Annotated in this window: 18 protein-coding genes and 1 pseudogene; 14 read left to right on the top strand and 5 right to left on the bottom strand. The window is 68.6% G+C overall.

Annotated elements, in window-relative coordinates; genetic code table 11:
* The first annotated feature begins 201 nt into the window (after positions 1 to 201).
* From QH195_RS28250 to QH195_RS28225, 6 genes are all read left to right on the top strand, one after another.
* Complete coding sequence (locus tag QH195_RS28250) at positions 202 to 1,806, top strand: DNA polymerase IV (RefSeq protein ID WP_280437630.1); 1,605 nt, start codon at positions 202 to 204, stop codon at positions 1,804 to 1,806.
* Positions 1,807 to 1,901: 95 nt separating this feature from the next.
* Entirely contained in the window at positions 1,902 to 2,408 is a 507-nt protein-coding gene (locus tag QH195_RS28245) for a hypothetical protein (protein WP_280421944.1), read from the top strand.
* Positions 2,409 to 2,648: 240 nt separating this feature from the next.
* On the top strand, positions 2,649 to 5,870 hold the full coding sequence (locus QH195_RS28240) for an arabinosyltransferase domain-containing protein (RefSeq protein ID WP_432278362.1): 3,222 nt from the start codon (positions 2,649 to 2,651) through the stop codon (positions 5,868 to 5,870).
* A 34-nt stretch (positions 5,871 to 5,904) separates the two neighbouring features.
* Entirely contained in the window at positions 5,905 to 8,331 is a 2,427-nt protein-coding gene (locus tag QH195_RS28235; protein WP_280437623.1) for an HAD-IC family P-type ATPase, read from the top strand.
* 163 nt (positions 8,332 to 8,494) lie between these two features.
* Positions 8,495 to 9,115: a GNAT family N-acetyltransferase gene (locus tag QH195_RS28230; RefSeq protein WP_280425507.1), complete on the top strand. Its 621-nt coding sequence runs from the start codon at positions 8,495 to 8,497 to the stop codon at positions 9,113 to 9,115.
* 281 nt (positions 9,116 to 9,396) lie between these two features.
* Positions 9,397 to 10,215 (top strand): PhzF family phenazine biosynthesis protein, encoded by an 819-nt coding sequence (locus QH195_RS28225; protein WP_280437622.1) that lies wholly within the window; start codon positions 9,397 to 9,399, stop codon positions 10,213 to 10,215.
* Between the two features lies 1 nt (position 10,216).
* Here the strand turns inward: QH195_RS28225 and QH195_RS28220 are convergent, their stop codons facing one another.
* From QH195_RS28220 to lspA, 3 genes and pseudogenes are all read right to left on the bottom strand, one after another.
* Complete coding sequence (locus tag QH195_RS28220) at positions 10,217 to 10,927, bottom strand: hypothetical protein (protein ID WP_280437621.1); 711 nt, start codon at positions 10,925 to 10,927, stop codon at positions 10,217 to 10,219.
* 6 nt (positions 10,928 to 10,933) lie between these two features.
* Positions 10,934 to 11,860: an RluA family pseudouridine synthase gene (locus tag QH195_RS28215; RefSeq protein ID WP_280425510.1), complete on the bottom strand. Its 927-nt coding sequence runs from the start codon at positions 11,858 to 11,860 to the stop codon at positions 10,934 to 10,936.
* 206 nt (positions 11,861 to 12,066) lie between these two features.
* A pseudogene (lspA, locus tag QH195_RS28210) lies at positions 12,067 to 12,612 on the bottom strand (signal peptidase II); the annotation flags it as partial.
* Between the two features lie 134 nt (positions 12,613 to 12,746).
* Here lspA and QH195_RS28205 point away from each other — a divergent pair.
* The 7 genes from QH195_RS28205 to QH195_RS28175 all read left to right on the top strand — a co-directional run bounded on the left by QH195_RS28205 (position 12,747) and on the right by QH195_RS28175 (position 20,008).
* Positions 12,747 to 13,688 (top strand): hypothetical protein, encoded by a 942-nt coding sequence (locus QH195_RS28205; protein WP_432278859.1) that lies wholly within the window; start codon positions 12,747 to 12,749, stop codon positions 13,686 to 13,688.
* 93 nt (positions 13,689 to 13,781) lie between these two features.
* Positions 13,782 to 14,243, top strand: a complete 462-nt coding sequence (locus QH195_RS28200; protein ID WP_033245118.1) for a VOC family protein — start codon at positions 13,782 to 13,784, stop codon at positions 14,241 to 14,243.
* Between the two features lie 102 nt (positions 14,244 to 14,345).
* The gene (locus QH195_RS28195; RefSeq protein ID WP_280437620.1) at positions 14,346 to 15,086 is read left to right on the top strand and encodes a LytR/AlgR family response regulator transcription factor; all 741 of its coding nucleotides are present in this window, start codon (positions 14,346 to 14,348) and stop codon (positions 15,084 to 15,086) included.
* Entirely contained in the window at positions 15,083 to 15,451 is a 369-nt protein-coding gene (locus tag QH195_RS28190) for a hypothetical protein (RefSeq protein ID WP_280425512.1), read from the top strand. Before QH195_RS28195 ends, QH195_RS28190 begins: the two co-directional genes overlap by 4 nt.
* 571 nt (positions 15,452 to 16,022) lie before the next feature.
* A complete protein-coding gene (locus QH195_RS28185; protein WP_280437619.1) occupies positions 16,023 to 17,774 on the top strand; it encodes a cation acetate symporter in 1,752 nt (583 codons plus the stop codon).
* 252 nt (positions 17,775 to 18,026) lie between these two features.
* Positions 18,027 to 18,380: a DUF485 domain-containing protein gene (locus tag QH195_RS28180; protein WP_280437618.1), complete on the top strand. Its 354-nt coding sequence runs from the start codon at positions 18,027 to 18,029 to the stop codon at positions 18,378 to 18,380.
* Complete coding sequence (locus QH195_RS28175; protein ID WP_280425515.1) at positions 18,377 to 20,008, top strand: solute symporter family protein; 1,632 nt, start codon at positions 18,377 to 18,379, stop codon at positions 20,006 to 20,008. The genes QH195_RS28180 and QH195_RS28175 overlap by 4 nt, the downstream gene beginning before the upstream one ends.
* A gap of 107 nt (positions 20,009 to 20,115) precedes the next feature.
* Here QH195_RS28175 and QH195_RS28170 read toward each other — a convergent pair whose 3' ends face one another.
* Together QH195_RS28170 and QH195_RS28165 are read right to left on the bottom strand one after the other, a co-directional pair.
* Positions 20,116 to 21,294 (bottom strand): sensor histidine kinase, encoded by a 1,179-nt coding sequence (locus tag QH195_RS28170; protein WP_280437617.1) that lies wholly within the window; start codon positions 21,292 to 21,294, stop codon positions 20,116 to 20,118.
* A 243-nt stretch (positions 21,295 to 21,537) separates the two neighbouring features.
* Positions 21,538 to 21,987 (bottom strand): hypothetical protein, encoded by a 450-nt coding sequence (locus QH195_RS28165; protein WP_280437616.1) that lies wholly within the window; start codon positions 21,985 to 21,987, stop codon positions 21,538 to 21,540.
* A 287-nt stretch (positions 21,988 to 22,274) separates the two neighbouring features.
* Here QH195_RS28165 and dnaE point away from each other — a divergent pair, with 287 nt between their 5' ends.
* A complete protein-coding gene (gene dnaE / locus QH195_RS28160) occupies positions 22,275 to 25,820 on the top strand; it encodes a DNA polymerase III subunit alpha (RefSeq protein ID WP_432278363.1) in 3,546 nt (1,181 codons plus the stop codon).
* The last annotated feature ends 137 nt before the right edge of the window (positions 25,821 to 25,957 follow it).

Genomic DNA, 25,957 nt, shown 5'->3' with positions numbered 1-25,957 from the left:
GGCACGGCGCGATGTGCAGCGTTCGCCGACCGGTGCCCAGCCGGCTGTCGGTGCGCGCGCGTAGATTGCGCGGTATGTACCAACAGGGTCGTGACCAGCGGTGCGAGTGATGCGGAACCAGGTGCGGCGGACTGCCCGGTGGTGAGTGGCGACCGCTCCGAACCGGATTCCGGAGCAGCTCGGCACGCGTTCGCCCGGGAAATGGCGCGGCGCTGGGTGCTGCACATCGATATGGATGCGTTCTTCGCCTCCTGTGAGCAGCTCACCCGGCCGACATTGCGGGGCCGGCCGGTGCTGGTCGGGGGGACCGGGGCGCGCGGGGTGGTGGCGGGGGCCAGTTACGAAGCGCGGGTGTTCGGGGCGCGGTCGGCCATGCCCATGCATCAGGCGCGGCGGCTGGTCGGGGTGACGGCGGTGGTGGTGCCGCCGCGCGGGGCGTTGTACGGCGTGCTGAGCGGGCGGGTGTTCGATACCTTGCGGGCGCGGATTCCGGTGCTGGAAACGCTGTCGTTCGACGAGGCGTTCGGTGAACCCGCGGAACTGGCGGGTGCGAGTGTGTCCGCGGTGGTGGATTTCTGCGCGGAGCTACGGGCGGCGGTACGGGAAAGTACCGGGCTGGTGGCTTCGGTGGGTGCGGGTACGGGCAAACAGCTCGCCAAGATTGCTTCCGGGATGGCCAAACCGGATGGGATAAGGGTGATCGCGCCCGGGGAGCAGCAGGAGCTGCTGGCCGGGTTGCCGGTGCGCAAACTCTGGGGGATCGGGCCGGTGGCGGAGAGCCGGTTGCGGTCCCTGGGGATCGAAACGGTCGGGGCGTTCGCGGCCCTGCCCGAGGTGGAGGCCGTATCGATCCTGGGCGGAAGTATCGGCGCCGCGCTGCACCGGCTGGCCCGCGGTATCGATGATCGGCCGGTCGCCGAGCGCGCAGAGGCGAAACAGATCAGTGCCGAAACCACTTACGAGACAGATATCGTCACGCTGGAACGGCTGCGGCCGGCGATCACCGAGATGGCCGCGGCCGCATACCGGCGGCTGGTGCGCGACGGGCGGGCCGCGCGCACCGTGGTGCTGAAACTCAAACGCGCCGATATGAGCATCACCACGCGGTCCACCACCCTGCCCTACGCGACCGAGGATCTGGCCACGCTCACCGCCGCGGCCCAGCGGGCGGCGGTGGACCCGCAAGAACTGGGGCCCGTGCGGCTGGTGGGGGTCGGGTACGCGGGTTTGTCGATGATCCGGCAGGAATCCCTGTTTCCCGAATTGGACCGGTTGGGACCGGATCCCACGGGCTCCGGTGCGGATGGCGACGGCCACGGCGACACGGCCGCGCCGCCGCGCGATCTCGCGAGCGGGTCACCGGACGGGGATACGAGTGGACCGGTTGGGCGGGGTTTCACCGCGGTGCCATCGGTTGTACGCCCGGCGGTCGGTGAAGAGCAGCAGGTGGCCGCGCCCGAGTTTGTGGCACCAGAGCAAGAGAGCTCTGTGGATTCGGTGAGATCTACCGTGGGCAAGCCGTCTTCCGGTGCCTCGGCCGGGCCGGTCGGCGCGGCGCGCGCCGGTGCCACCGAAACCGTCGGCGCGGCGGCGGATTCGGGCGTAACCGCTGGTGGGGTCGTGGACTGGCGAGCCGGATCGGACGTCGTGCATCCAGAGTTCGGGTTCGGATGGGTTCAGGGATCGGGCCACGGGCGGGTCACCGTGCGGTTCGAGTCCCGCTCGACAGGGCCCGGGATCGCGCGTACTTTCGCTGCCGACAACACCGAGTTGCGCCCTGCGGACCCGCTCGGCAGCCTGTCCTGAACCCCGCCGGGTAGGTTGGTGCCGGGCAGCGTCGCCGGTCCGGTGGGGCTGCCGCAGCGCACGACACCGAACCCCCGAACGCAAAGGACGAGCAGTTGAAGCTTCGCAAAACCGGACGTATCGCGATCGCCGGCCTGGCCGCCGTGGCCGCGCTGACCCTGACGGCGTGTGGTAGCGATGATTCCGACTCGGACACGGCAGCGGCGACGAGCACCACGGCCGCGGCCGAGACCACGGAGGCGGAGTCCGATACGCCGCCCGTCCCGACCCCGGCCGATCTGAACACCCAGCTCCAGCGCGCGCTCGACCCGAACGTTCCGAACGAGGAAAAGCTGCAGATGGTGCAGGGCGCCGAAGCGGATCCGGAGCTGCCGTCGAAGCTGAGCCAGTTCTACTCCCAGTCGGGTGCGACCATCGAGGTCACCGAGGTACAGGATTTCGGTACCGAGATCCAGGCCAAGGCCAATCTCACCCTGAACGGCCAGACCAGTGTGGCGGATGTCCCGTTCGTGGCCGAGGACGGGGTGTGGAAGGTCCAGCAGCAGTGGACCTGCACCATGCTCGCCAACGCGCAGATCCAGTCGCCTGCCTGCGTGGCCTGAGACAGCGGCACCACAATCGGCCGGTTCGTGCTGTGCGGACCGGCCGATTCTGTTTTCCGGTGGACCGTTCCCGGTACCGCACGTTCGACCGGGGAGAGTGCTGCGCAGACCCTCGCGGCGGCCGACCGGCAGCGGACTCGCTGGTCCCGGCCGTGCGCCGGTGTACACCGCCGCCGGTGCGCGTATCGCGGGCATCTGTGGATGAGCCTGCCGTGAACGAGACCGTTAGGATGGCGCTCCGTGGCTGACACGATGGTGGTGGCGGCGCCCGAGCCGGCAGAGATCTCCGATAGTCCGCGACCCCGAATGAGGGGCGGCTGGGCACGGCCGGTGGCCCTGGTGTCGGCACTGATCGGGGCGCTGCTCGCGGTAGCGGTCCCGTTCCTGCCGGTACGGGTGGACGCCGCGACACTGTCCTGGCCGCAGGCCGATTCCGCCGCATCGATCGAAGCGCCGCTGGTCGCTTATGCGCCGTTGAGCTTCGAGGCGACCGTGCCCTGTGCGGCGATCCAGCAGTTGCCCGCCGGCGGTGTGCTCACCGCCACCGCGCCGGACGGCGCCCCCGATCTCGAGCGGTACGGGTTCCTGGCCCGGGTTCGCCCGCCCACACCCGAATCCGGGGCCGTCCTCGACGTGGTGCTGCGCAACCAGTCGCTGTTCAGCGTGCCGGTGGCCGAACTGGCGCCCGGGTGTGAGCTCACCGTGGGCGCGGGGATGACCGAATCCGTGGCCACTCTCACCGGCCACGAACCCGTGGTGCTGGGTGGCGATTACCGGCCGCAGATGGTGGGCGTGTTCAGCGATCTCGCCGACCCGGCCGGTGCCACCGTCACCGCAGAGGTGGACAGCCGGTACAGCTCCACCCCGACCCTGGTGAAACGGATCGCGATCTGGGCGGCCGTACTGGCGACCGTGATCTCGCTGGTGGCACTGCATCGGCTGGACGATCTCGACGGCCGCCGCGCCCGCCGCTTCCTGCCCGCCCGCTGGTGGACCTTCCGGCCGGTGGATTTCGTGGTGCTCGGCACGCTGGTGCTCTGGCATTTCATCGGTGCCACCACATCCGACGACGGTTACCAGTTCGGGATGGGCCGCGCCTCGCAGGCCGCGGGGTACATGGCGAACTATTTCCGGTACTTCGGCGTTCCGGAGAATCCGATCGGCACCCCGTACTACGACCTCATCGGGCTGATGGCGGACGTGAGTACCGCCAGTCCGTGGGTGCGGCTGCCGACCTTGCTGGCCGGGGTCGTGGCCTGGTTGGTGATCAGCCGGGAGGTGGTGCCCCGGTTCGGGGCCGCCCTGCACCGCAACCGGTTTGTGCCGTGGACCGGTGCGCTGGTCTTCCTCGCGGTCTGGTTGCCGTACAACAACGGTCTGCGGCCGGAGCCGCTGGTCGCGCTCGGGGTGCTGCTGACCTGGTGTTCGGTGGAGCGCGGGATCGCGACCCGCCGGCTGCTGCCGTTCGCGGTCGCCGTTCTGATCGCGGCGTTCAGCTGTACGGCGGGTCCGCACGGGCTCATCTGTCTCGCCGCGCTGCTCGCGGGGCTACGCCCGCTGTTCAAGATCGTTTCGGCGCGTGCCCCGCGGGTCGGTTGGCTCGCGCAGCTGCTCCCGCTCGCTGCCGCGGGTGTGCTGGTGCTGGTCGTCGCCTTCGCCGACCAGACCTTCAGCGCCATGGAGGAAATGCGCCGGGTGCACGAACTGGCCGGGCCGAATGTGCTGTGGTTCGACGAATACCTCCGTTATCAGTACCTGTTCATGGGCACGGTGGACGGTTCGCTGGCCCGCCGGTTCGGGATCTTCGTGATGGTCGCCGGTCTGGTGGTCTGCCTGCTGACCCTGCTGCACAAGGGCGGCCGGATCCCGACCGCCGCGGTGGGGCCCTCGCGCCGGATCCTCGGAGTCACCATCGGCGCCATGGTGCTCATGATGACGACGCCGACCAAATGGACCCACCATCTCGGGGTTTTCGCCGGGCTGGCGGGTGCGGTCGCGGTGCTCACCGCGGTGGCGGTCGGGCCGCGGGTCATGCGCGGGCCGCGTAACCGGGCCTTGTTCGCGGCCGGGGTGGCATTCCTGATGGCGCTGGTGTTCTCCGGGCCCAACGGCTGGTGGTACGTCTCCTCCTTCAGCATTCCGTGGTGGGACAAACAGCCCTCGATCGCCGGTATCGCCCTCAACAAAGTCTTCCTGCTGGGCGCGATACTGCTGCTGGCACTGGCCGCGTGGTGGCATGTGCGGGCACCCGATACCGGACATCACCGGATCTCCCGCTGGGGCTGGCGCTTCGCGAAGATTCCGCCGCTCACGGTGGCGGCGGCGTTCATCGTGCTCTTCGAGGTCGCCTCGTTCGCCAAGGGCGCGGTCAGCCAGTATCCGGCGTTCTCATTGGCGAGTTCGAACTTCGGAGCGCTCGCCGGGAACGCGTGCGGGCTGGCCCCGCACGTCCTGGTGGAAACCGATCCGAACCGCGGCATGCTCGCCCCGCTGACCGGTGACCCGGCCGCCACCCTGGCCGGTGACGGCACCGGATTCACACCGACCGGTGTGGCGGCGGATCTGAGTGCCGACGCCGAACAGGGCGCCGATGCCGCCATCGCCGATTCGATGGGGGATGCGGGCGGTGGCACCGGAGTCGCCACCGAAACCGCCGGTCCCGCCCTGCCGTTCGGACTCGACCCCCGGACGCCCGTGCTGGGCAGTTTCCAGGCCGACGGTCCGGCGGAACTGACCAGCGGCTGGTTCCGGCTGCCACCCGTCGCCGAACGTGCCGATATCCTCGCGGTGAGTGCCGCCGGGCGGATCTGGTCGCGCGACGCCGACGGGGTCGTCACGCACGGACAGTCGTTCGAACTCGAATTCGGGTCGACCACCGCCCCCGGCGCCTCGGCCACCGAACCGGTCGCACTGCGGCGGGTGAATCCGATCGATATCGGTCCCGCGCCGTCCTGGCGTAACCTGCGGGTGCCGCTGGAGTCGTACACCGACGCCGACACCGTGCGCATCGTCGCCCACGACCGGGACCGCGATCCGCGCCAGTGGCTCGCCTTCACCCCGCCCCGGATACCGCAGACCCAGGACCTGAACACCGTGGTCGGGTCGACCGATCCGGTGCTGCTCGACTGGGCTGTCGGGCTGCAGTTCCCGTGCCAGCGGCCGTTCGACCACCGCATCGGTATCGCCGAGGTGCCGAAGTACCGCATCCTGCCGGACCGGGTCGGCGCCCACGACACCAACCTGTGGCAGAACCACGACGGTGGCGGCCCGCTCGGCTGGACCGAACTGCTGCTGCACGCCCGCACCCTGCCGACCTACCTGAACCACGACTGGGACCGCGATTGGGGCCAGCTGCAGCAGTTCCTGCCGCGGGATCCGGATGCGGTACCCGCGCGTCCGCGGGTCACCCAGGAGGATCACCCGGGCACCTGGACACCCGGCCCGATCAACGTCGCCTGGTGAGCCGCCGGCCGCCGCGCTGGTTACGCTGACCGTCATGTCGACAACTGTGGAGGCTGTCGGGTCGCCCGGGCTCACCGCCGCGGAGGTGGACCGGCGGCGCCGGGACGGGCTCACCAACGATGTACCGGACCGGGCCAGCCGTTCGGTCCGCGATATCGTCCGGGCGAATGTGTTCACCCGGATCAACGCGATTCTGGGCGTGCTGTTCGTCCTGGTCATGGCCACCGGTTCGGTGATCGACGGCATGTTCGGGCTGCTGATCGTGGCCAACAGCGCGGTCGGCATCATCCAGGAGATCCGGGCCAAACGGACACTGGACCGGCTGGCGATCGTGGGCCAGGCCCGGCCTACCGTGCGTCGCGACGGCCGCGCCGAACAGATCGCGCCCAAGGATGTGGTGCTCGACGATCTCATCGAACTCGGTCCGGGTGACCAGATCGTGGTCGACGGTATGGTCGCCGAGGCCGAACTGCTCGAGGTCGACGAATCACTGCTCACCGGTGAATCCGACGATGTGTCCAAAGAGGTGGGCGCACAGGTGCTCTCGGGCAGCTACGTGGTGTCCGGTTCGGGCGCCTACCGCGCCACCAAGGTCGGTAAGGACGCCTACGCGGCGAAGCTGGCGGAGGAGGCCAGCAAGTTCACCCTGGTGAATTCGGAGCTGCGCAACGGGATCGACACGATCCTCAAGGTCATCACCTACCTGCTCATCCCGGCCGGCGCGCTGAGCATCTACAACCAGCTGGTGTCCAGCGGGGAATCCTGGCGGCCCGCGGTCACCGGGATGGTGGCGGCGCTGGTGCCGATGGTGCCGGAGGGCTTGGTGCTGATGACCTCGATCGCGTTCGCCGTCGGAGTGGTGCGGCTGGGGCAGCGTAAATGCCTGGTGCAGGAGTTGCCCGCGATCGAGGGCCTGGCGCGAGTGGATGTGGTGTGCGCGGACAAGACCGGCACATTGACCGAGAACGGTATGCGACTGGCCGAACTCCGCATGCTCGACGACAGCGCGGGCGCGGAAGCCGCCGCACGGCAGGCGCTGGCGGCGATGGCGGCCGACGATCCGCGGCCGAATGCCAGCGTGCAGGCGATCGCGGAGGCGCTGCCGGATGCTCCCGGCTGGAAATACACCGCGGTGGCGCCGTTCTCGTCGGCGAAGAAATGGAGCGGTTTCTCCTACGGTGAGCACGGGGACTGGTTGCTCGGAGCGCCCGATGTGCTGCTGGACGCGGGTTCGGCCGATGCCCGCGCCGCCGAGGAACTGGGTGCCACCGGCCTGCGCGTGCTGCTGCTCGCCCGCGGAGACCGGGCCGTGGACGCCTCCGGTGCGCCCGGCACGATCACTCCCGTCGCACTGGTGGTGCTGGAGCAGAAGGTCCGGCCCGATGCCCGCGACACCCTGGACTATTTCGCGAGCCAGGACGTTTCCATCAAGGTCATCTCCGGCGACAACGCCGTCTCCGTCGGCGCCGTCGCCGCCTCGCTCGACCTGCCCGGCGGCGACCACGCCGTCGACGCGCGCACCCTGCCCGAGGACCGGGACGAACTGGCCGGGGTGTTGGAGGAAAAGACCACCTTCGGCCGCGTGCGACCCGACCAGAAGCGGGCCATGGTGGGCGCCTTGCAGTCCCGCGGGCACACCGTGGCGATGACCGGCGACGGGGTGAACGATGTGCTGGCGCTGAAGGATGCCGATATCGGTGTCGCCATGGGCGCGGGGAGTCCGGCGACCCGGGCCGTCGCCCAGATCGTGTTGCTGGACAACAAATTCGCCACCCTCCCGTACGTGGTGGGGGAAGGCCGGCGGGTGATCGGCAATATCGAACGGGTCTCGAATCTGTTCCTCACCAAAACCGTGTACTCGGTCCTGCTGGCCTTCCTGGTGGGCGCGGCGGGGGTGGGCTCGCAGATCTTCGGTTACGAGCCGATCGGCTACCCGTTCCTGCCCCGGCATGTGACGATCGCGGCCTGGTTCACCATCGGTATCCCCGCATTCATCCTGTCGCTGGCGCCGAACAACGAACGCGCCCGGTCCGGTTTCGTCGGCCGGGTGATGCGGCTGGCGATCCCGTCGGGTGTGGTGATCGGCACGGCAACCTTTATCGCCTATCTCATCGCCTACGCCGGACCCGAGGCCAGCGAAGAACAGAAGATGCAGGCGGGTACCACCGCACTGATCACGCTGATCATGATCGCGGTCTGGGTCCTGGCGATCGTCGCCCGGCCGTACACCTGGTGGAAGATCGTGCTGCTGGTCGTCTCGGTGGTCGCGTACCTGGTGCTGTTCACGGTGCCGTTCACCCGGGAGTTCTTCGCACTCGATCCGTCGAACATCGGCCTCACCACCGCCGCCCTCATCTGCGGCGCCGTCGGCATCGTCCTGGTGGAAGTGGCCTGGTGGGTGAGCGCGACGCTCCGCGGTGAATCGCACAAACTGGTTCCCGCGGCGCCGGGCGAATCCTGAGTCGGCGCCGGCTTCGTGCGCTGCGGACCGCAGCTTGTCCCTGCACCGGGTTACTGTCACAGCATCTCCGAGCGCCGGCGCCCGGTCTCGGCTCCGGGCGGGGCCGGAAGTGTTCGGCCGGCGCGGGGCAGGCAACTCCTCGACAAGAGATAGGACACTGCAGATGCCGACCGAGTTGGATATCCGTCCGGCCCGCCGCGACGAAATCGTTGCGTTGGCGCGCACACTGGCCGCCGCCTTCCAGGACGACCCGGTGATGGAGTGGATGCTGCCCGACCCGCGGCGGCGCGCGAAAGGCCTGGTGCGATTGTTCGACGCCCAGACCCGGCATCAGCATTTCCCTTCCGGCGGTGTGGATATCGCCGTGGACCCGGCGGGACAGATCGCCGGTGCCGCACTGTGGGATCCACCCGGCGGGTGGAAAACACCGCCGCGGACCGAGTTACGGATGCTCCCGCAGATGATGCGGGCGCTCGGCAGCCGGATGCGGGCCGGCAAACAACTGGTCGACCTCATGACCGCCGCCCACCCGGCGGAACCGCACTGGTATCTCGCGACCATCGGCACCGACCCCGCACAACGCGGCGGCGGATACGGGCGGGCCCTGATCGACAGGCGGCTCGAGCAATGCGACCGCGAGGGCATACCGGCCTACCTGGAATCGAGTAAGCAGGCGAATATCGGCTACTACGAACGGTTCGGATTCGAGGTGACCGGCACGATCACCGTCCCGGACGGGCCGGATCTGTGGCCGATGTGGCGCACGCCGCGAACCGGCGCCTGACCACCGGGGGCTTCGGTTTTTCGGCCCTACGCCGAATATCCCCCGAGTTCGTCGGTGTGCGGTTCGGGCCGCGGGTCCGACGGTTTCCGGCCGGGAAATGGTCCGCGCGGCCTCCTGCGGCCGAGGGCCGTCCCGCCGAACTCGTGGCGCCGATGCGGGGGGTGCTCGCGACACCCCGTCCTGACCGGCGATCCGTCGCCTGAGCGGGGCGTGATCGGTGTCCATAATGAACCAGATGGCTTGTGCAGGGCGATTATTCACAGCTGGAGTACCTTCATGGCATGGAGGTTCTGCTGCACCAGATCGACGCGTTCGCCGACGCACCGTTCTCCGGGAATCCGGCCGCGGTCATGCCGTTACCGGATTGGTTACCCGACAGCGTGCTGCAACAGCTGGCCGAGGAGAACAACCTCGCGGAGACCGCGTTCTACACCTCCCGGCTGCCTCCGGAGGCCGGCGCGCCCCCCGTGGACGGGCCCGCCTATCACCTGCGCTGGTTCACCCCGGTGACCGAGGTCGCGATGTGCGGCCACGCGACACTGGCCAGCGCTTCGCAGATCCTCACCGATGTCGCGCCCGGCGTGGACCGTGTCGGGTTCTTCACCCGGAGCGGCTGGTTGCGGGTGGACCGTACCGACGACGATGTCTACATCCTGGATCTGCCGGCCGTCGCCTCATCGCCGGCCGACCCCGATCCGGCGCTGGTGGCCGCGCTCGGCGTGGAGCCGGTGCGGGCCTTCGCGGGAACCGACGTGGTGCTCGTGCTGGATTCCGAGCGGCAGGTCCGGGACCTGGCGCCGGCACTGAGCGCGTTCCCGCCGCTTCCGCGCGGGGTGATCGTGACCGCGCCGGGGGACGAGGTGGACTTCGTATCGCGGTTCTTCGCACCCGGTGTCGGCGTACCGGAAGACCCGGTGACCGGTTCGGCGCATGCGCAGCTCGCGCCCCTGTGGAGCGCCGAACTCGGGCGGCAGCGGTTGGTCGCGCGGCAGCTGTCCCGGCGCGGCGGCACGCTGGGTGTCGAATTGGCCGGTGACCGGGTGCTGTTGAGCGGCCGGTGCCGCCGGTACCTCGACGGTGTGGTGAACCTGGAATTCTGAATCAGCCCGCCGGGACGGGGCCGTCGTCGGGACGAGGCGCGACCGGATCTGCGGTATCGGGTAACAGGGGTGCCACCGCGAACCGTTCGGCGACGGCATCGGCCGGGAGGGCCTCGACCGCGCGGATACCGGGCCGGCTCGCCAGTTCACGTAGCCGGGGCAGCGGCGCACGGACGACCAGCCCGGGCGAGCAGGCGCAGCCGGCGCCCAGCCGGGCGATGGAAACATCCAGGACGCGGGCACCGCGGGTGCCGTCGGCGGTATAGCGGCGGCGGTCGGCCAGTTGCCAGGCCGCGTCCGTACCGGACCGCGTCGACGCGGCCGTACTGCCGGGAACCTGGACCGCTACGAGCGGGGTGGCTACCCGGGGCAGTGGCACCTGATACAGCGCCTGGCTCACCCGCACACCGCCCGACAGGTCAGGGAGAGCGGTGGCGGCACTGTAGTCGGCGAACGACACCAGCGCCCAGCGGTCACCGTCGTCGGTGCCGGTCAGCGAATCCCGTGCCCGGTCGAGGTATTCGGCGATCGGTTCCCCGGTTTCGGGGCCGAGCCGATCGGTGGAGACCCCATCCGGGGCGGGCGGAGTCGCGATACCGAGCGCCACGACGACCGCCACGCCTACCACGGCCGCAACGCCGAAACCCAGTGCCCGCAGCCGGACGGGCTCGCGTACGGGCGGCGGTGCCCCGGGATCCTGGTCTGCGGACACCCCGGGTCAGGCCTCGCGCAGGATCCGTAATGCCCCGGCGAGGTCGTCCGGGTAATCGCTGGTGATCTCCAGGTAGCGGCCGTCGGCCGGATGCTGGAAGCCCAGCGAGCGAGCGTGCAGCCATTGGCGTTGCAGCCCGAGCCGTTCGGCGAGCCGCGGGTCCGCACCATAGGTGAGATCCCCGCAGCAGGGGTGCCGGATCGCCGAGAAATGCACTCTGATCTGGTGGGTGCGGCCGGTTTCCAAGTGGATGTCGAGCAGACTGGCGGCTTGGAACGCCTCCACCGTGTCGTAGTGGGTGACACTCGGGCGGCCGTCGGACGTCACCGCGAATTTCCACTCGCCGCCGCGCGCGCGGCCGATGGGAGCGTCGATGGTGCCGCTGCTGGGATCGGGATGGCCCTGCACCAGTGCGTGATAGCGCTTGTCCACCGTGCGTTGTTTGAAGGCGCGTTTCAGCACGGTATAGGCGTGTTCGGACTGCGCGACCACCATGACCCCGGAGGTGCCGACATCGAGCCGGTGCACGATGCCCTGCCGTTCGTGGGCGCCGGAGGTGGAGATGCGGTACCCGGCCGCGGCCAGGCCACCCACCACGGTGGGCCCGCTCCAGCCGACGCCGGCGTGCGCGGCCACGCCGACCGGTTTGTCGACGGCGACGATATCGTCGTCGGCGTAGAGGATCTTCATGCCTTCCACGGGCTCGGCCTCGATGGTCAGCTCGCGCCGGGGTTCGGGGAACACCACTTCGAGCCACGCACCCGCGGTGAGCCGATCGGATTTCCCGGCGGCGACACCGTCGAGCTGTACCGACCCTTCCTCGGCGAGTGCGGCCACCGCAGTCCGGGAGAGGCCGAGCAGCCGCGCCAGTCCGGCGTCCACCCGCATACCGTCGAGCCCGTCGGGGACGGGCATGGTCCTCGTCTCCCTCATGCGGCGGTGTCCTCGCCGGTGCGGGCGGGCGGGGTACCGGCGGCAGAGGCCTCGGGTTCCGGATCGCGGGTGGGCTCGCCGCGCTCGGGTGCGGGAGATTCGCCGCCGCTCGCGCGGCCGGAATCACCGGCCGGGTCGGGCCGGGTGGTGGCGGGCGGTGCCGGTTCGGACGCGGTGGCGTCGTCGGCGGGGGCGTTGCGGTTGTAGCGGGTGCCGTCGGGTTCGAATCCGAAGACTGTCAGCACCACCAGCAGGATGGCGCCGCAGACGATCGAGGAATCGGCCACATTGAACACCGGGAAGGAGCCGACCGAGAAGAAATCGACCACATGCCCCTGCATCGGGCCCGGCGCGCGGAACAACCGGTCCATCAGGTTGCCGAACGCGCCGCCGAGTACTCCGCCCAGGCCGATCGCCCACAGCGGCGAACGCAGGGTGCGGCCGATGCGCAGTACCCCGATCACGACCGCCGCCGCGATGAGGGTGAGCAGCCAGGTCATCCCGGTGGCCATGGAGAACGCGGCCCCCGGATTACGCACCAGGACGAGCGTGACGAAATCCCCGATCAGCGAGATCCGTTCACCGGGCTGGATCTGCTGTACGACCACGACCTTCGAGACGAGATCCAGTGTGAACAGGGTTACCGCGATCGTCAGCAGGAGCGGCAGCCGCTGGCGGGGCTGTGGTCCGTCCCCACTCGGGCGGTCGGGGTCCTGCTCACGCGTACGGTCCTTGTTCACGCCGACCATCATCTCTCGAGGCAGCCAGGCCCGGTACGTGGGCACCCGCACGTGTGCACGCGGTGCCCCTCGGTGTTTCCCGGAATGGTTGTCCCGAATGTCCCAGCCCTTCCTCAGGAAGGGCTCGTAGGCTGTCGGGCGTGACGGTGTTGTGTTCGCTTCCTTCGGCCCGCCAGGCGCGGTCCAGAGTGCTGATGCTGGTTCTCGCGCTGGGACTGACCACCTTCGGGGCCGGTTGCAGCGACACGGGGGAGTCGGCGGCCGAGGCGGACGGTACCGAGCCCCTTGGTATCGGTAACGAGGTCACCGTGCCGATCGCCGCGGCGCAGGTGAGCGTGGTGGATCCGGGTAGCGAACCCCGTTCGCTGCTGCGCCCCTCCTATTACGAGGGCACGATCCAGGCGGTCACCCTGCGCACCGATCACCATATCCAGCAGCAGATCGATGCCCAGCAGGTCCGCGACTTCTCGAGTCCTGCCCTCACCATCCCGATGACCGCCACCGCGGGCGCCGACGGGGTGGAACTCACGCTCGGCGAGGTCACCACCCCCGATCCGGCGCTGTCGGAGGCGCTCACCGCGGCCGACGGTTCGCATGCCGGGCTGGAGATGAGCGAACTCGGCGGTATCACCGCGCTGCGGCTGGCCCCCTCGCCGGAGACCTCGAATTCGGCGCGGGTCGCGCTGGAACAGGCCTTCTACCAGGCGGTGTACCGATCCATCACGTTCCCCGACGAACCGGTCGGGGTGGGCGCGGTATGGCAGGTCCGGCAGACGGTCGGCGGCGGGGTGGATCTGGACCAGGTCACCACCGCCACGCTCGTGGCCCGGGACGGGGGCCGGTTGTCCATCCGGCTCGACGTCGCGCAGACGCCGAAATCGAGTACCTGGGATCTGCCGAACGCGGCCGGCACCCTCGATATCGAGGATTACACGATGCAGGGCAGCGGTGATATCACCGTCGATCTGGGCCTGCCGCTCCCCGTGGCCGGGTCGATCAGTATCGGCGGGCACCAGTTCTACCGGAACCCGCGGAACGCGACCGAGTTGCGGCAGGTCATCGAGACGAACGTGAGCTGGGGCGGCTGATCCCGGCCGGTTGTGTCGGTCTCCGGCGATCGGCGAGGTGGGGGCCTAAGCTCGCAGTATCCGACCATTCGATCCGAGACCGGAGGTCTTGTGATGTCTGATGTCTCCCCGATTCCCGAAGGTTATCCCACCATTTCGCCGGGTCTGGCGATTGCCGGCGCCGCCGACGCGGTCGAGTTCTACAAACGTGTCTTCGGCGCCACCGAGCGGATGCGCATCCCCGGGCCGGACGGCACGGTGATGCACTGCGAGCTGCTCATCGGCAACTCCGTGCTGATGCTCGGCGATCCGGCGCCCGATATGGCCTTCCGTGATCCGCATTCGATCGGCGGTACGCCGGTCAACCTGTACGTATACGTAGCGGATATGGATGCCGCCTACGCCGTCGCGCTGGCGGGCGGGGCCACCGAGATCAGCGCCCCGGAAACACAGTTCTACGGCGACCGCACCGGTTCGTTCGTCGACCCGTGGGGGCATCAGTGGACGGTCGCCACCCATGTGGAAGATATCGAGCCGGAGGAGATGCAGCGGCGCATGGACCAGCTCGGATCCTGACCTCGACGATATCCGTTCCCGGCCGGAAAACCGGACCCGTCCCCGCCGCCCGGCGCCGATGTCTACCATGATCGGGTCGATGTAGCAGGAAAGGTCGGGCGGATGCGGGTGCTGGCGGTGGACGACGAGCCGCCGGCGCTGGACGAGCTGCTGTATCTCCTGCGCGCCGAACCCGCGGTGACCGAACTGCACGGCGCCGCCGACGCGACCGGTGCGCTGCGGATACTGCGCGCGCACGGCGCCGATGTGGTGTTCCTCGATATCAATATGCCCGGCCTGGACGGTATGGAACTGGCGGGAGTGCTCGCCGAATTCGCCGATCCGCCGGCGATCGTCTTCGTCACCGCCCACGAAGATCACGCGGTGGCGGCGTTCGACCTCGGCGCGGTGGACTACCTGCTGAAACCGGTACGGCAGGAACGGCTCGGCGCGGCCCTGCGGCGGGTCGCGGACCGGCGCGCCCGCTCCGGACCGGATCCGGCGCCGACCGGGAACAACGAGGTGATCCCGGTGGAACTCGGCGGGGTGACCACGCTGGTGCACCGGTCACAGGTGAGCTGGGTGGAGGCCGAAGGCGATTACGCGCGACTGCATACCGATACCGGTTCGCACCTGGTGCGGATACCGCTGTCGGCATTGCAGGACCGCTGGCGGGACGGCTTCCTGCGGGTGCACCGGTCGTACCTGGTGGCGCTGGACCGGGTGACCGGTTTGCGCACGGTGGGCGCCGCGACCCGGGTCTGCCTGCGCGGCGCCGGGCAGGTGGAGCTTCCGGTGAGCCGGCGGCAGGTACGTGAACTCAAACAGCGGCTGGTGCAGGGCCCGCACTCGGACCGGCGATGATCGGCCCGCCCCCGAGAGGCCCGCGCGAGCGCGTGGTACTCGCCGAACGCCGCGGTGCACGGCGGGTGCGTACGCGGGTCGAGGTCGCCGAACAGACCGAGATCGGGGCGGCGCTGATCGGTGGTCTGATCCGCGCGCAGCTCGGGCTGGCATTGAGCTGTGCGCTGGTGATGGCATTGCTGCTGGCGGCGCTGCCGCTGCTGTTCCGGGTCACCGCGGTGGCGGAGACGGTGGTACTCGGCATCCGGTTGCCGTGGCTGGTGCTGGGCGGAGTGGCGTATCCGCTGCTGTGGCTGACCGGCCGGGTCTATGTGCGGCTCGCCGAACGCAACGAGCACGATTTCCTCGAACTCACCGGGGATTGACTCAGGTGTCCGGATCCACGACAGCCGCCGTCGCCCTGGACGTACAGGTCCGTGGACCACGTCCGTGTCCGATGCGCGGACTCCGGCCAGGGGACGAGGGGACCCGGTGGTCCGGCATGTTGCGGCAGTCCGGGAACGACCATCGGCGCGGTCGGCAACCCGAGCCGGCCTGGCCGAGCGACCGCTTCGTCCAGGCCGGCGCGAGGTGCGTGACCGGTGGCGACGCAGCCGACGGGCTGGGTCCCGACGGCGAGTCGTGGGTTGCCGTGGACAGCTGGACCTGTACCGCAAGGGCATCGTGCGGACGCCGCCGGTCGCGTGGAGTCCGTGGATCGCGACCGGATTCGCTGCGGGAATTCTGTCCCGGCGAGTGTGTCGCGTGGGCATTGAGGGAGTGCCGCCGGTCGCGTGGACTCCGCGGGTGCCGCCGATACCGGTACCGGCCGTCCGGTTCGCCGGGAGTACCCGGTATCTGCTCCTGGACCGGGGTGTCGCGTGGCTCGTTCGGGGACATCCGGCGATACCCGGCGTGCACCGTATGGCACGGCGCCCGGAGCGTGGGGGAGGCGCGGTGAATTCGTCCGGTCTCACCGTGGCCGCGTTGCTGGCGGCGGCCGTCGCGACGGTGACCCTCGGCGTGTACGGGGTTCGCTGGGCGCGCACCACCTCCGATTTCCTGGTGGCCTCGCGCAGTGTCGGTCCCCGGTGGAATGCCGCCGCGGTATCGGGTGAGTACCTCTCGGCCGCGTCGTTTCTGGGTGTGGCGGGGCTGATCGCCAAATACGGCGCCGATGCCCTGTGGTATCCGGTGGGATTCACGGCGGGATACCTGGCGTTGCTGCTGTTCGTGGCGGCGCCGCTGCGGCGCTCGGGCGCCTATACCGTGCCCGATTTCGCCGAGTTCCGGCTGGGTTCGCCGCGGGCGCGCCGGTTCGCCGCCCTCGTGGTGGTACTGGTGTGCGCGGTATACGTGATCCCACAGTTCCAGGGCGCCGGGCTGACCCTGCGCATTCTGCTCGGGGTGCCGGGGTGGGTCGGGGCGGTGGCGGTCGCCGCGATCGTGGTGGCGAATGTGGTCGGCGGGGGGATGCGTTCGATCACCCTCGTCCAGGCCTTCCAGTACTGGCTGAAGCTGACCGCGGTGGCGTTACCCGCTCTCGTCCTGCTGGTGCATTTCTTCGGTAGCGGTGCGGAGGAACGGGAGATCGGCGCGGCGGCCCCGCCGACCGTCGGCGAACGCACCACCGTGGAGGTGACAACCCCGGTGCTGGTGCAGCTACCGGCGCCGCAATGGGTTTCGGTGCACGGGGAACTCGACGACCGCCCGGTGGACGGGCCGGTGCTGCTCACCCCGGGCACCCACGAGCTGGCGCGCGATACCCGGCTCGTCCTCGAACCGGGATCGGCGGTGCCGGTGGTGGCAGGTGCGCCGGCCGACGGGGCGCACTGGTTGCGGCCCGGGGGTGGTTTCGCCGGGCCCCATCCGCAGTACCAGGTGTACTCGCTGATGATCGCGACCTTCCTGGGTACCATGGGCCTCCCGCACGTCCTGGTCCGCTTCTACACCAACCGGGACGGACGGGCCGCGCGCACCACCGCGCTGACGGTGATCGCGATGGTCGGGGTGTTCTACCTGTTCCCGGTCCTGCTCGGGGTTTTCGCGCGCCTCTACGTTCCGCAGCTGCTGATCACCGGGACCTCCGACGCCGCGGTGCTGCTGCTGCCGTCCTCGGCGCTGGCCGGATTGCCCGGGCAGTTGCTGGCCGCGCTGGTCGCGGCGGGGGCGATGGCCGCGTTCCTGTCCACCTCCTCGGGTCTGGTGGTGAGTATCGCCGGGGTGCTGAGCACCGATGTGCTGCGCGGGCGGATCCGGGATTTCCGGCTGGCGGCGCTGGCCGCGGGCGCGGTTCCGCTGGCGTTGTCGTTGTTCGTGGTTTCCCTCGACCTGTCCCGTACCGTGGGGCTGGCGTTCTCGCTCGCGGCTTCCACGCTGTGCCCGCTGCTGGTACTGGGGATCTGGTGGCGCGGGCTCACCGCGACGGGCGCGGTGGCGGGATTGGTGACCGGCGGGGTCGTGGCGGGCGGCGCGACCGTGGTCTCGGTATTCGGCGGTGTCTCCGCGGAACTGGCCGGCGGATGGCCGTCGGCAATACTAGGGTATCCCGCGGCGGTCGCGGTACCGCTGTCGTTCGGGACGATGGTGCTGGTCAGCCGGTTCACCGCGAAACCACCGGAGCTGGGCCGGGTTTTCGTCCGGATGCACGCGCCGGAACGTCTCGGGATGGGCGCCGACCGAGAGCCGGGAACGCGCGTGGATCGCTGACCTCGCCCGCCCCGCGCCTTTTCCGGTTCGGGGCCCGACCGCTCATCGCGTCGCAGTGACCATTCACCGCACAGTCGCATACCTTCACCGAGTGACCGCCATCACATCTGTTGCTGCGGTGCCGGGCTCGCTAGCTTCAGTTCGGGTAACACACATCACATTGCGAGGACACGGCATGACCGAGTCAGGGCCCGGAGGCGGCAGCCTGCGTAACCACGTAGGGCCCCTCGGGCAGGCAGAGAGAGTTGCAGCATGACCGATACGGATCTCGACGAGAGCGGCGGGCAGCCCACGGCGCCCCCCGATTTCGTCGCAGTACAAGCCAGCCCGGAGTTTGCCGAACTCCGTAATCGGCTGCGCCGCTTCATTTTCCCCATGACAGCTCTGTTCCTGCTGTGGTACCTCGGCTATGTGCTGCTCGGGGCCTACGCACACGATTTCATGGGCACCAAGGTATTCGGTGAGGTCAATATCGGGCTGCTGCTCGGCCTGGGACAGTTCGTCTCGACCTTCCTCATCACCGGTCTCTACGTCCGGTTCGCCAATCGGGAACTGGATCCGCGCGCCGCCGCGCTGCGCGCCGAACTGGAAGGAAGCGGGTCGTGACCACGCTGTATGCCGCCGAAGGCACGGTCGGCAATCCCGCGGCCAATATCGGGATCTTCGCCCTGTTCGTCGTTGTCACGATGATCGTGGTGTTCTGGGCCGGTCGCAACACCTCCGGCGCCACCGACTATTTCACCGGTGGTCGTGGATTCACCGGCCCGCAGAACGGGATCGCCATCGCCGGCGATTATCTGTCCGCCGCGAGCTTCCTGGGTATCGCCGGCGCCATCGCGGTCTACGGCTACGACGGCTTCCTGTACTCGATCGGCTTCCTGGTGGCCTGGCTGGTGGCCCTGCTGCTGGTAGCCGAAATGCTGCGCAACACCGGCAAATTCACGATGGCCGATGTGCTGAGCTTCCGGTTGCAGCAACGCCCGGTACGTACCGCGGCCGCGATCACGACGCTGGCGGTATCGCTGTTCTATCTGCTCGCCCAGATGGCCGGCGCGGGCGGTCTGGTGGCGCTGCTGCTGGACGTATCGAGTGAGGCCGGGCAGGCCGTGGTGATCGCCGTGGTCGGCGTGCTGATGATCGTCTACGTGCTGGTCGGCGGGATGAAGGGCACCACCTGGGTGCAGATCATCAAGGCAGTCCTGCTGATCGCCGGCGCGGCCGTGATGACCGTGATGGTATTGGCGAAATTCGGTTTCAACCCGTCCGACATCCTGGGCGGCGCCCAGAGCGCCATCGCCGGATCCACCGACTCCAAGGTCGCCGCACGCGACGTACTGGCGCCCGGCGCCCAATACGGCGGCAGCGAGATGTCGAAGCTGAACTTCCTGTCGCTGGGTCTCGCCCTGGTGCTCGGTACCGCGGGCCTGCCGCATGTGCTGATGCGCTTCTACACGGTGCCGACCGCCAAAGAGGCACGCCGCTCGGTGGTCTGGGCGATCGGCCTGATCGGTGCCTTCTACCTGTTCACCCTCGTCCTCGGTTACGGCGCGGCCGCCCTCGTCGGACCCGACCGTATCCTGTCCGCGGCCGGTGGACAGAACGCGGCGGCCCCACTGCTGGCCTTCGAACTGGGCGGGGTGATTCTGCTCGGGGTCATCTCCGCGGTGGCCTTCGCGACCATCCTCGCGGTGGTCGCCGGGCTCACCATCACCGCCTCGGCGTCGTTCGCGCACGATATCTACGCCAATGTGATCCGCCGCGGAAAGGTGGACGACAATGCGCAGGTGCGGGTCTCCCGGATCACCGCCGTGGTGATCGGTGTGCTGGCCATCGGGCTGGGCATCCTGGCCAACGGGCAGAACATCGCGTTCCTGGTGGCGCTGGCCTTCGCGGTTGCCGCCTCGGCCAATCTGCCGACCATCCTGTACTCGCTGTTCTGGCGGCGCTTCAATACCCGGGGCGCCCTGTTCAGCATGTACGGCGGGTTGATCTCCACGATTGTGCTCATCGTGTTCTCCCCGGCAGTTTCCGGATCGGCGAGCGCCATGCTGCCGAGTATGGATTTCGACTGGTTCCCGCTGTCGAATCCGGGCATCGTCTCCATCCCGCTGGCCTTCCTGCTCGGCGTGGTCGGCACCTATCTGGGCGGTAACGGCGAGGATCCGGCCAAGGCGGCGGAAATGGAGGTCAGGGCACTTACCGGCGTCGGCGCGGAGAAGGCCGTCGCGCACTGAAACCGGGGCCCGGATGCCGTGCCGGCGGCATCCGGGCGGTTGATCCCGGTGCAGGAGGCCGGTCCCCGTTCTGTGAGGGTGAACGGGGCCCGGCCTTTTCCGGTGACTCAGGGTCGGATCCCGGCGCGGAATTTCGGCACCCGCATACTCACCTTCGTGCCCGCGCCCGGCGCCGTATCCACCACGAGCCCGTAATCGTTGCCGAAGGCGGCGCGTAACCGGTCGTCCACGTTGGCCAGCCCGATATGCGGTGCCTCGCCCACGTCCGCGGCGGCGTCCAGCGTGCCCGAGCGCAACACTTCCGGGTCCATCCCGGCGCCGTCGTCCTCCACGCTGATCAGGCAGTCGGTACCGGCGTCGAGCGCTTCGATGGTGACTGTGCCGCCCCCGGGCCGGCCGGCCAGCCCGTGCCGCACCGCGTTCTCCACCAGCGGCTGCAACGCGAGGAACGGCAGCGTCACCCCGAGCACCTCCGGTGCTATCCGCAACCGGACCTGCAGCGCCGGCCCGAACCGGGCGCGTTCCAGCTCCAGATATCGCTCGATATTGCTGAGTTCATCGGCCAGCACGGTGTATTCCCCGGCCACCCGGAACGAATAGCGGGTGAAATCGGCGAAATCCAGAATGAGCTCGCGGGCCCGCCCGGGATCGGTGCGGACGAACGAGGCGATGGTGTTGAGGGCGTTGTAGATGAAATGCGGGCTGATCTGCGCCCGCAGCGCCCGCACCTCGGCCCGATCCAGCCGGGCACGGGAGGCATCGAGTTCGGCCAATTCCAGCTGACCGCACGCGTATCGGGCCACCTCGGCCAGCGCGCCGAGCGTACCGGGACCCGGCCGGGCCGAGGTCACCATACCCAGTGCCCCCGCCACCGCGTCGCTATCGGTGAGCAGCGGCTGGGCCACCAGGGTGCGGCCCGGATGCTCGGTATCGGGGAGATGCACGAGTACGGGTCGCCGCCCCGCTATGGCTTCCCGGACGGCAGCGGTGAATTCACCGGCCGATACACGATGCGCGCCGTCCCACGCCAGGAGTTCACCGTCGGGATCGGCCACGCCCAGACCCTCGGCTCCCACCAGCGCCCGCAGATGCGGCGCCGCGTCGAGCGCCGAGGTGGCAGTGAGGCCGCGGCGCAGGGACCGGGCCGCGAGCGAAGCGGTATGCAGTGCCGCGTGCACTGCGCGTTCGGCCGGTGTGGTGACCATCCGTCGCGGCCGGGCCCAGATCAGCAGCGCCGCCGCCAGCAGTGCCGCGGAAGTGCAGATCGCCACGACGGTCGCGGCCATTCGGCCACCCTTCTCTCGTAGACCGCCCGCCGGCTCGCCGGCCGGGGCCGGTCATCGTCTCACGCTTCCCGCAGCAACCGCCATTGCTGCGGGAAACCTTCTCCGGAGGCGATAACCGGCCCGGGCCGGCGAGTCGGCTTACGAGGGATCGGCGGGCAGCGGGGCGGGTCGGCCGGGAGACGCCGCCGGATGTACCGGCCGGTTGCGACCAGCGCGGTCCGCCGCACTATCGGGTGTCGCCGCTCACCCCCGGTACTCGGTGACGGTGAAGTCCACCGAACCGGGTTCGGGTACATGCGCGGCGCCGACCGTGATGGTCGCGGTGAACCGGCCCACGCCGGGGTGGAACAGCGCGGAGCGCCCGTCGTTCATCCAGTGCCCGGGCCCGTTCGCCGTGCGGGTGACCGATCCGGTGGCACCCGTATCGAGATTGCGCCAGTTCAGGGTGACCGGCAGGGTGCAGGGGCCGACGCCGAACATGATGGTCGAGACGGTGAAAGCCGCGTGCTCGGGATAGGCGTCGCCGGTGACGGATGCGTCGAGCTGCGCGACGCAGGCGCCCTGGGCGAGTGAATAGACGGGTTGGAACGAGCCCCCGTCCGCTGCCGCGGGTGCGGCGGTGGCCGTGAGCGCCCCCACCGTCAGCGCCGTCGCAGCCGCCGGGAGGGCGAACGCCGTAGTACGTGCTGTCATCGTTCACCTCGCTGGGTCGTTCGTGGGCTGTGCGGGGTCGATCCTCGGTGGTCCGGGCTGTTGTGGTGCAGGCGAACCTCCGAACCTCCGGTCGATCCGATCGTGACGCGGCCCGACCCTACCAGCGTGCGGCCCGGCCGGTGGCCGATTCGGCGGTGCCGCAAGGTCACCGAAGCCCGACACGCCCGGCCCGGCCGGGCACGCCGATCCGGCGGCGAAGCTGTCGGTGCGTACGCATAAACTCGCTACACCAACCCCCGCCGAGCCACTGGGAGGAAGGACAGATCTTGGCCTCGTCCGGATTCGTTCATCTGCACAACCACACCGAGTACTCGATGCTCGACGGTGCCGCCAAGATCTCACCGCTGTTCGCCGAGGCCGAACGTCTCGGGATGTCCGCGGTCGGGATGACCGACCACGGCAACATGTACGGCGCCGCGGAGTTCTACAACTCGGCGAAGAAGGCCGGGATCAAACCGATCATCGGGATCGAGGCCTATATCGCGCCCGGCTCCCGGTTCGACACCAAACGTATCCAGTGGGGCGATCCCAGCCAGAAGAGCGACGACGTCTCGGGTTCGGGTGCCTACACCCATATGACCATGGTCGCCGAGAACGCGACCGGCCTGCGCAATCTGTTCAAGCTGTCGTCGCTGGCCAGTATCGAGGGCCAGCTCGGTAAATGGGCGCGGATGGACGAGGAGCTCATCGCCGCGCACGCCGAGGGCATCATCGCCACCACCGGCTGCCCGTCCGGCGAGGTGCAGACCCGGCTGCGGCTCGGGCACGAACGCGAAGCGCTCGAGGCGGCCGCCAAATGGCAGGAGATCTTCGGCCGGGACAATTTCTTCCTCGAGGTGATGGACCACGGCCTGTCCATCGAGACGCGCGTCCGGGAGGGCCTGCTCGAGATCAGCCGAACCCTCGATATCCCGCCGCTGGCCACCAACGATTGCCATTACGTCACCAAGGACCAGTCGACCAGCCACGAGGCGCTGCTGTGTGTGCAGACCGGTAAAACCCTGTCCGATCCCACCCGGTTCAAATTCGGCGGCGACGGCTACTACCTGAAATCCGCCGAGGAGATGCGGGCACTGTGGGACAGTCAGGTCCCGGGCGCCTGCGACAACACGCTGTGGATCGGCGAGCGGGTGCAGTCCTATGACGAGGTGTGGCAACACCGCGACCGGATGCCCGTCTTCCCGGTTCCCGAGGGCGAGGACCAGGCGGGCTGGTTGCGCAAGGAAGTGCACCGCGGGCTGGAACGGCGTTTCCCGGACGGGGTGCCGCGCGAGTACGTCGAACGCGCCGAGTTCGAGTTGAACGTCATCATCGAAATGGGCTTCCCGGCCTACTTCCTGGTGGTCGGTGACCTGATCAATCATGCTCGTGAGGTCGGGATCCGGGTCGGTCCGGGCCGTGGTTCGGCGGCCGGATCGCTGGTCGCCTACGCCATGGGAATCACCAATATCGACCCGATTCCGCACGGTCTGCTGTTCGAGCGGTTCCTCAACCCCGAACGCGTATCGATGCCCGATATCGATATCGACTTCGACGATCGCCGCCGCGGCGAGATGGTCCGCTACGCGACCGAGCGCTGGGGTAGCGACCGCGTAGCCCAGGTGATCACCTTCGGCACCATTAAAACCAAGGCGGCCATCAAGGATTCGGCGCGAGTCCAGTTCGGGCAGCCCGGTTTCGCCATCGCCGACCAGATCTCCAAGGCGCTGCCGCCGCCGATCATGGCGAAGGATATTCCGCTGTCCGGGATCATGGACCCCGAGCACGAGCGGTACAAGGAGGCCGCGGAGGTCCGCGAACTCATCGGCAGCAACCCCGATGTCGCCAAGATCTACGAAACCGCCCGCGGTCTCGAGGGCCTGATCCGCAATGCGGGCGTGCACGCCTGCGCGGTGATCATGTCCTCGGAACCGCTGATGGAGGCGATCCCGCTGTGGAAGCGGGCCCAGGACGGCGCCATCATCACCGGCTGGGATTACCCGTCGTGTGAGGCCATCGGCCTGCTGAAAATGGACTTCCTGGGCCTGCGCAACCTCACTGTCATCGGTGACGCGCTGGACAACATCAAATCCAATCGCGGTATCGACCTCGATATGGACAACCTGCCGCTGGACGATCCGCCGACCTACGAATTGCTGTCGCGCGGGGATACTCTCGGCGTTTTCCAGCTCGACGGTGGAGCCATGCGGGATCTGCTGCGCCGGATGCAGCCCACCGGTTTCGAGGATATCGTCGCGGTGCTGGCCCTGTACCGGCCCGGCCCGATGGGGATGAACGCGCACAACGACTACGCCGACCGTAAGAACGGCCGGCAAGAGGTCAAACCGATCCATCCCGAACTCGAGGAACCCCTGAAGGAGATTCTGGCCGATACGTTCGGCCTGATCGTCTATCAGGAACAGATCATGCAGATCGCGCAGAAGGTGGCCGGCTATTCGCTCGGCCGAGCCGATATTCTGCGCCGCGCCATGGGTAAGAAGAAGGCGGAGGTCCTCGAGGCCGAATTCGAGGGTTTCGAGGCCGGTATGCAGGCCAACGGTTTCTCCAAACCCGCGATCAAGGCACTGTGGGACACCATTCTCCCGTTCGCCGGTTACGCGTTCAACAAATCGCATGCCGCCGGCTACGGCCTGGTCTCCTTCTGGACCGCCTACCTGAAGGCGAACTATCCGGCCGAATACATGGCCGGGCTGCTCACCAGTGTCGGCGACGACAAGGACAAGGCTGCCGTCTACCTCTCCGATTGCCGCAAACTCGGTATCACCGTGTTGCCGCCGGATGTGAACGAATCGGAGACCAACTTCGCCTCCGTCGGCGCCGATATCCGGTTCGGGCTGGGCGCCGTCCGCAATGTCGGCACGAATGTCGTCACCTCGATCATCAATGCCCGGAAGGAGAAATCGAAATTCACCGATTTCTCCGACTACCTGAACAAGATCGACGCCGTGGCCTGCACCAAGAAGGTCACCGAATCGCTGATCAAGGCCGGCGCCTTCGATTCACTCGGCCACCCCCGCAAGGGGCTCATGCTCGTGCATTCCGATGCCATCGACGCGGTGATGTCCACCAAGAAGGCCGAGGCCATCGGCCAGTTCGACCTTTTCGGTGGTATGGGTGAAGAGGGCGAGGAATCCATGTCCTCGGTTTTCGATGTGAAGGTGCCCGACGAGGAATGGGATTCCAAACATCGCCTCGCGCTGGAACGGGAGATGCTCGGTCTCTACGTTTCCGGTCATCCACTCAACGGAATCGACCATGTGCTCGCCGCCGCGGCCGATACCCAGATCCCGGCGATTCTCCAGGGCGATATCAAGGACGGTACCCAGGTGACCGTCGGTGGCATCCTGGCCTCGGTGAACCGCCGGATCAACAAGAACGGCCTGGCCTGGGCCTCGGCACAGCTCGAGGATCTCACCGGTGGTATCGAGGTGCTGTTCTTCCCGCAGGCCTACTCCGTCTACGGAATGGACGTGGTGGAGGACGCGGTGGTGCTGGTGAAGGCCCGGGTCTCCATGCGCGACGACCGGATCTCGCTCATCGCCAACGATCTCGCTGTCCCGGACCTGTCCGCGATCGGGGTGGCGAAACCGCTGTCGGTGACGATCTCCACCCGGATGTGCACCCGCGACAAGATCAGTGAGTTGAAGCGGGTGCTCTCCCGGCACCCGGGCACCTCGGATGTGCACCTGCGACATGTCGGTGCCCGGGAAAAGACCACGTTGCTCAAACTCGACGACAGTTTCCGGGTGGAACCGTCGTCGGCCCTCATGGGTGATCTGAAAGCTCTGCTGGGCCCCGGCTGCCTGACCTGATCGCCCGCGATCCGCACCGGGAGTCGTGGTGCCGGCCGGTCCGCTGGGTCGTGACGTGCTCGTGTAGCAGGGCGCACCGCCACGGGTCCAGCGGTATGCGACCGAGCACTCGAGCCGGTGCGCATGTCTCGAGGTTT

This window comes from Nocardia carnea (assembly GCF_029868855.1).
Taxonomy (GTDB): Bacteria; Actinomycetota; Actinomycetes; order Mycobacteriales; family Mycobacteriaceae; genus Nocardia; species Nocardia carnea_A.
The sequence above is the reverse complement of the archived record's forward strand: the minus strand, read 5'-3'. Positions and strand labels throughout refer to the sequence as shown.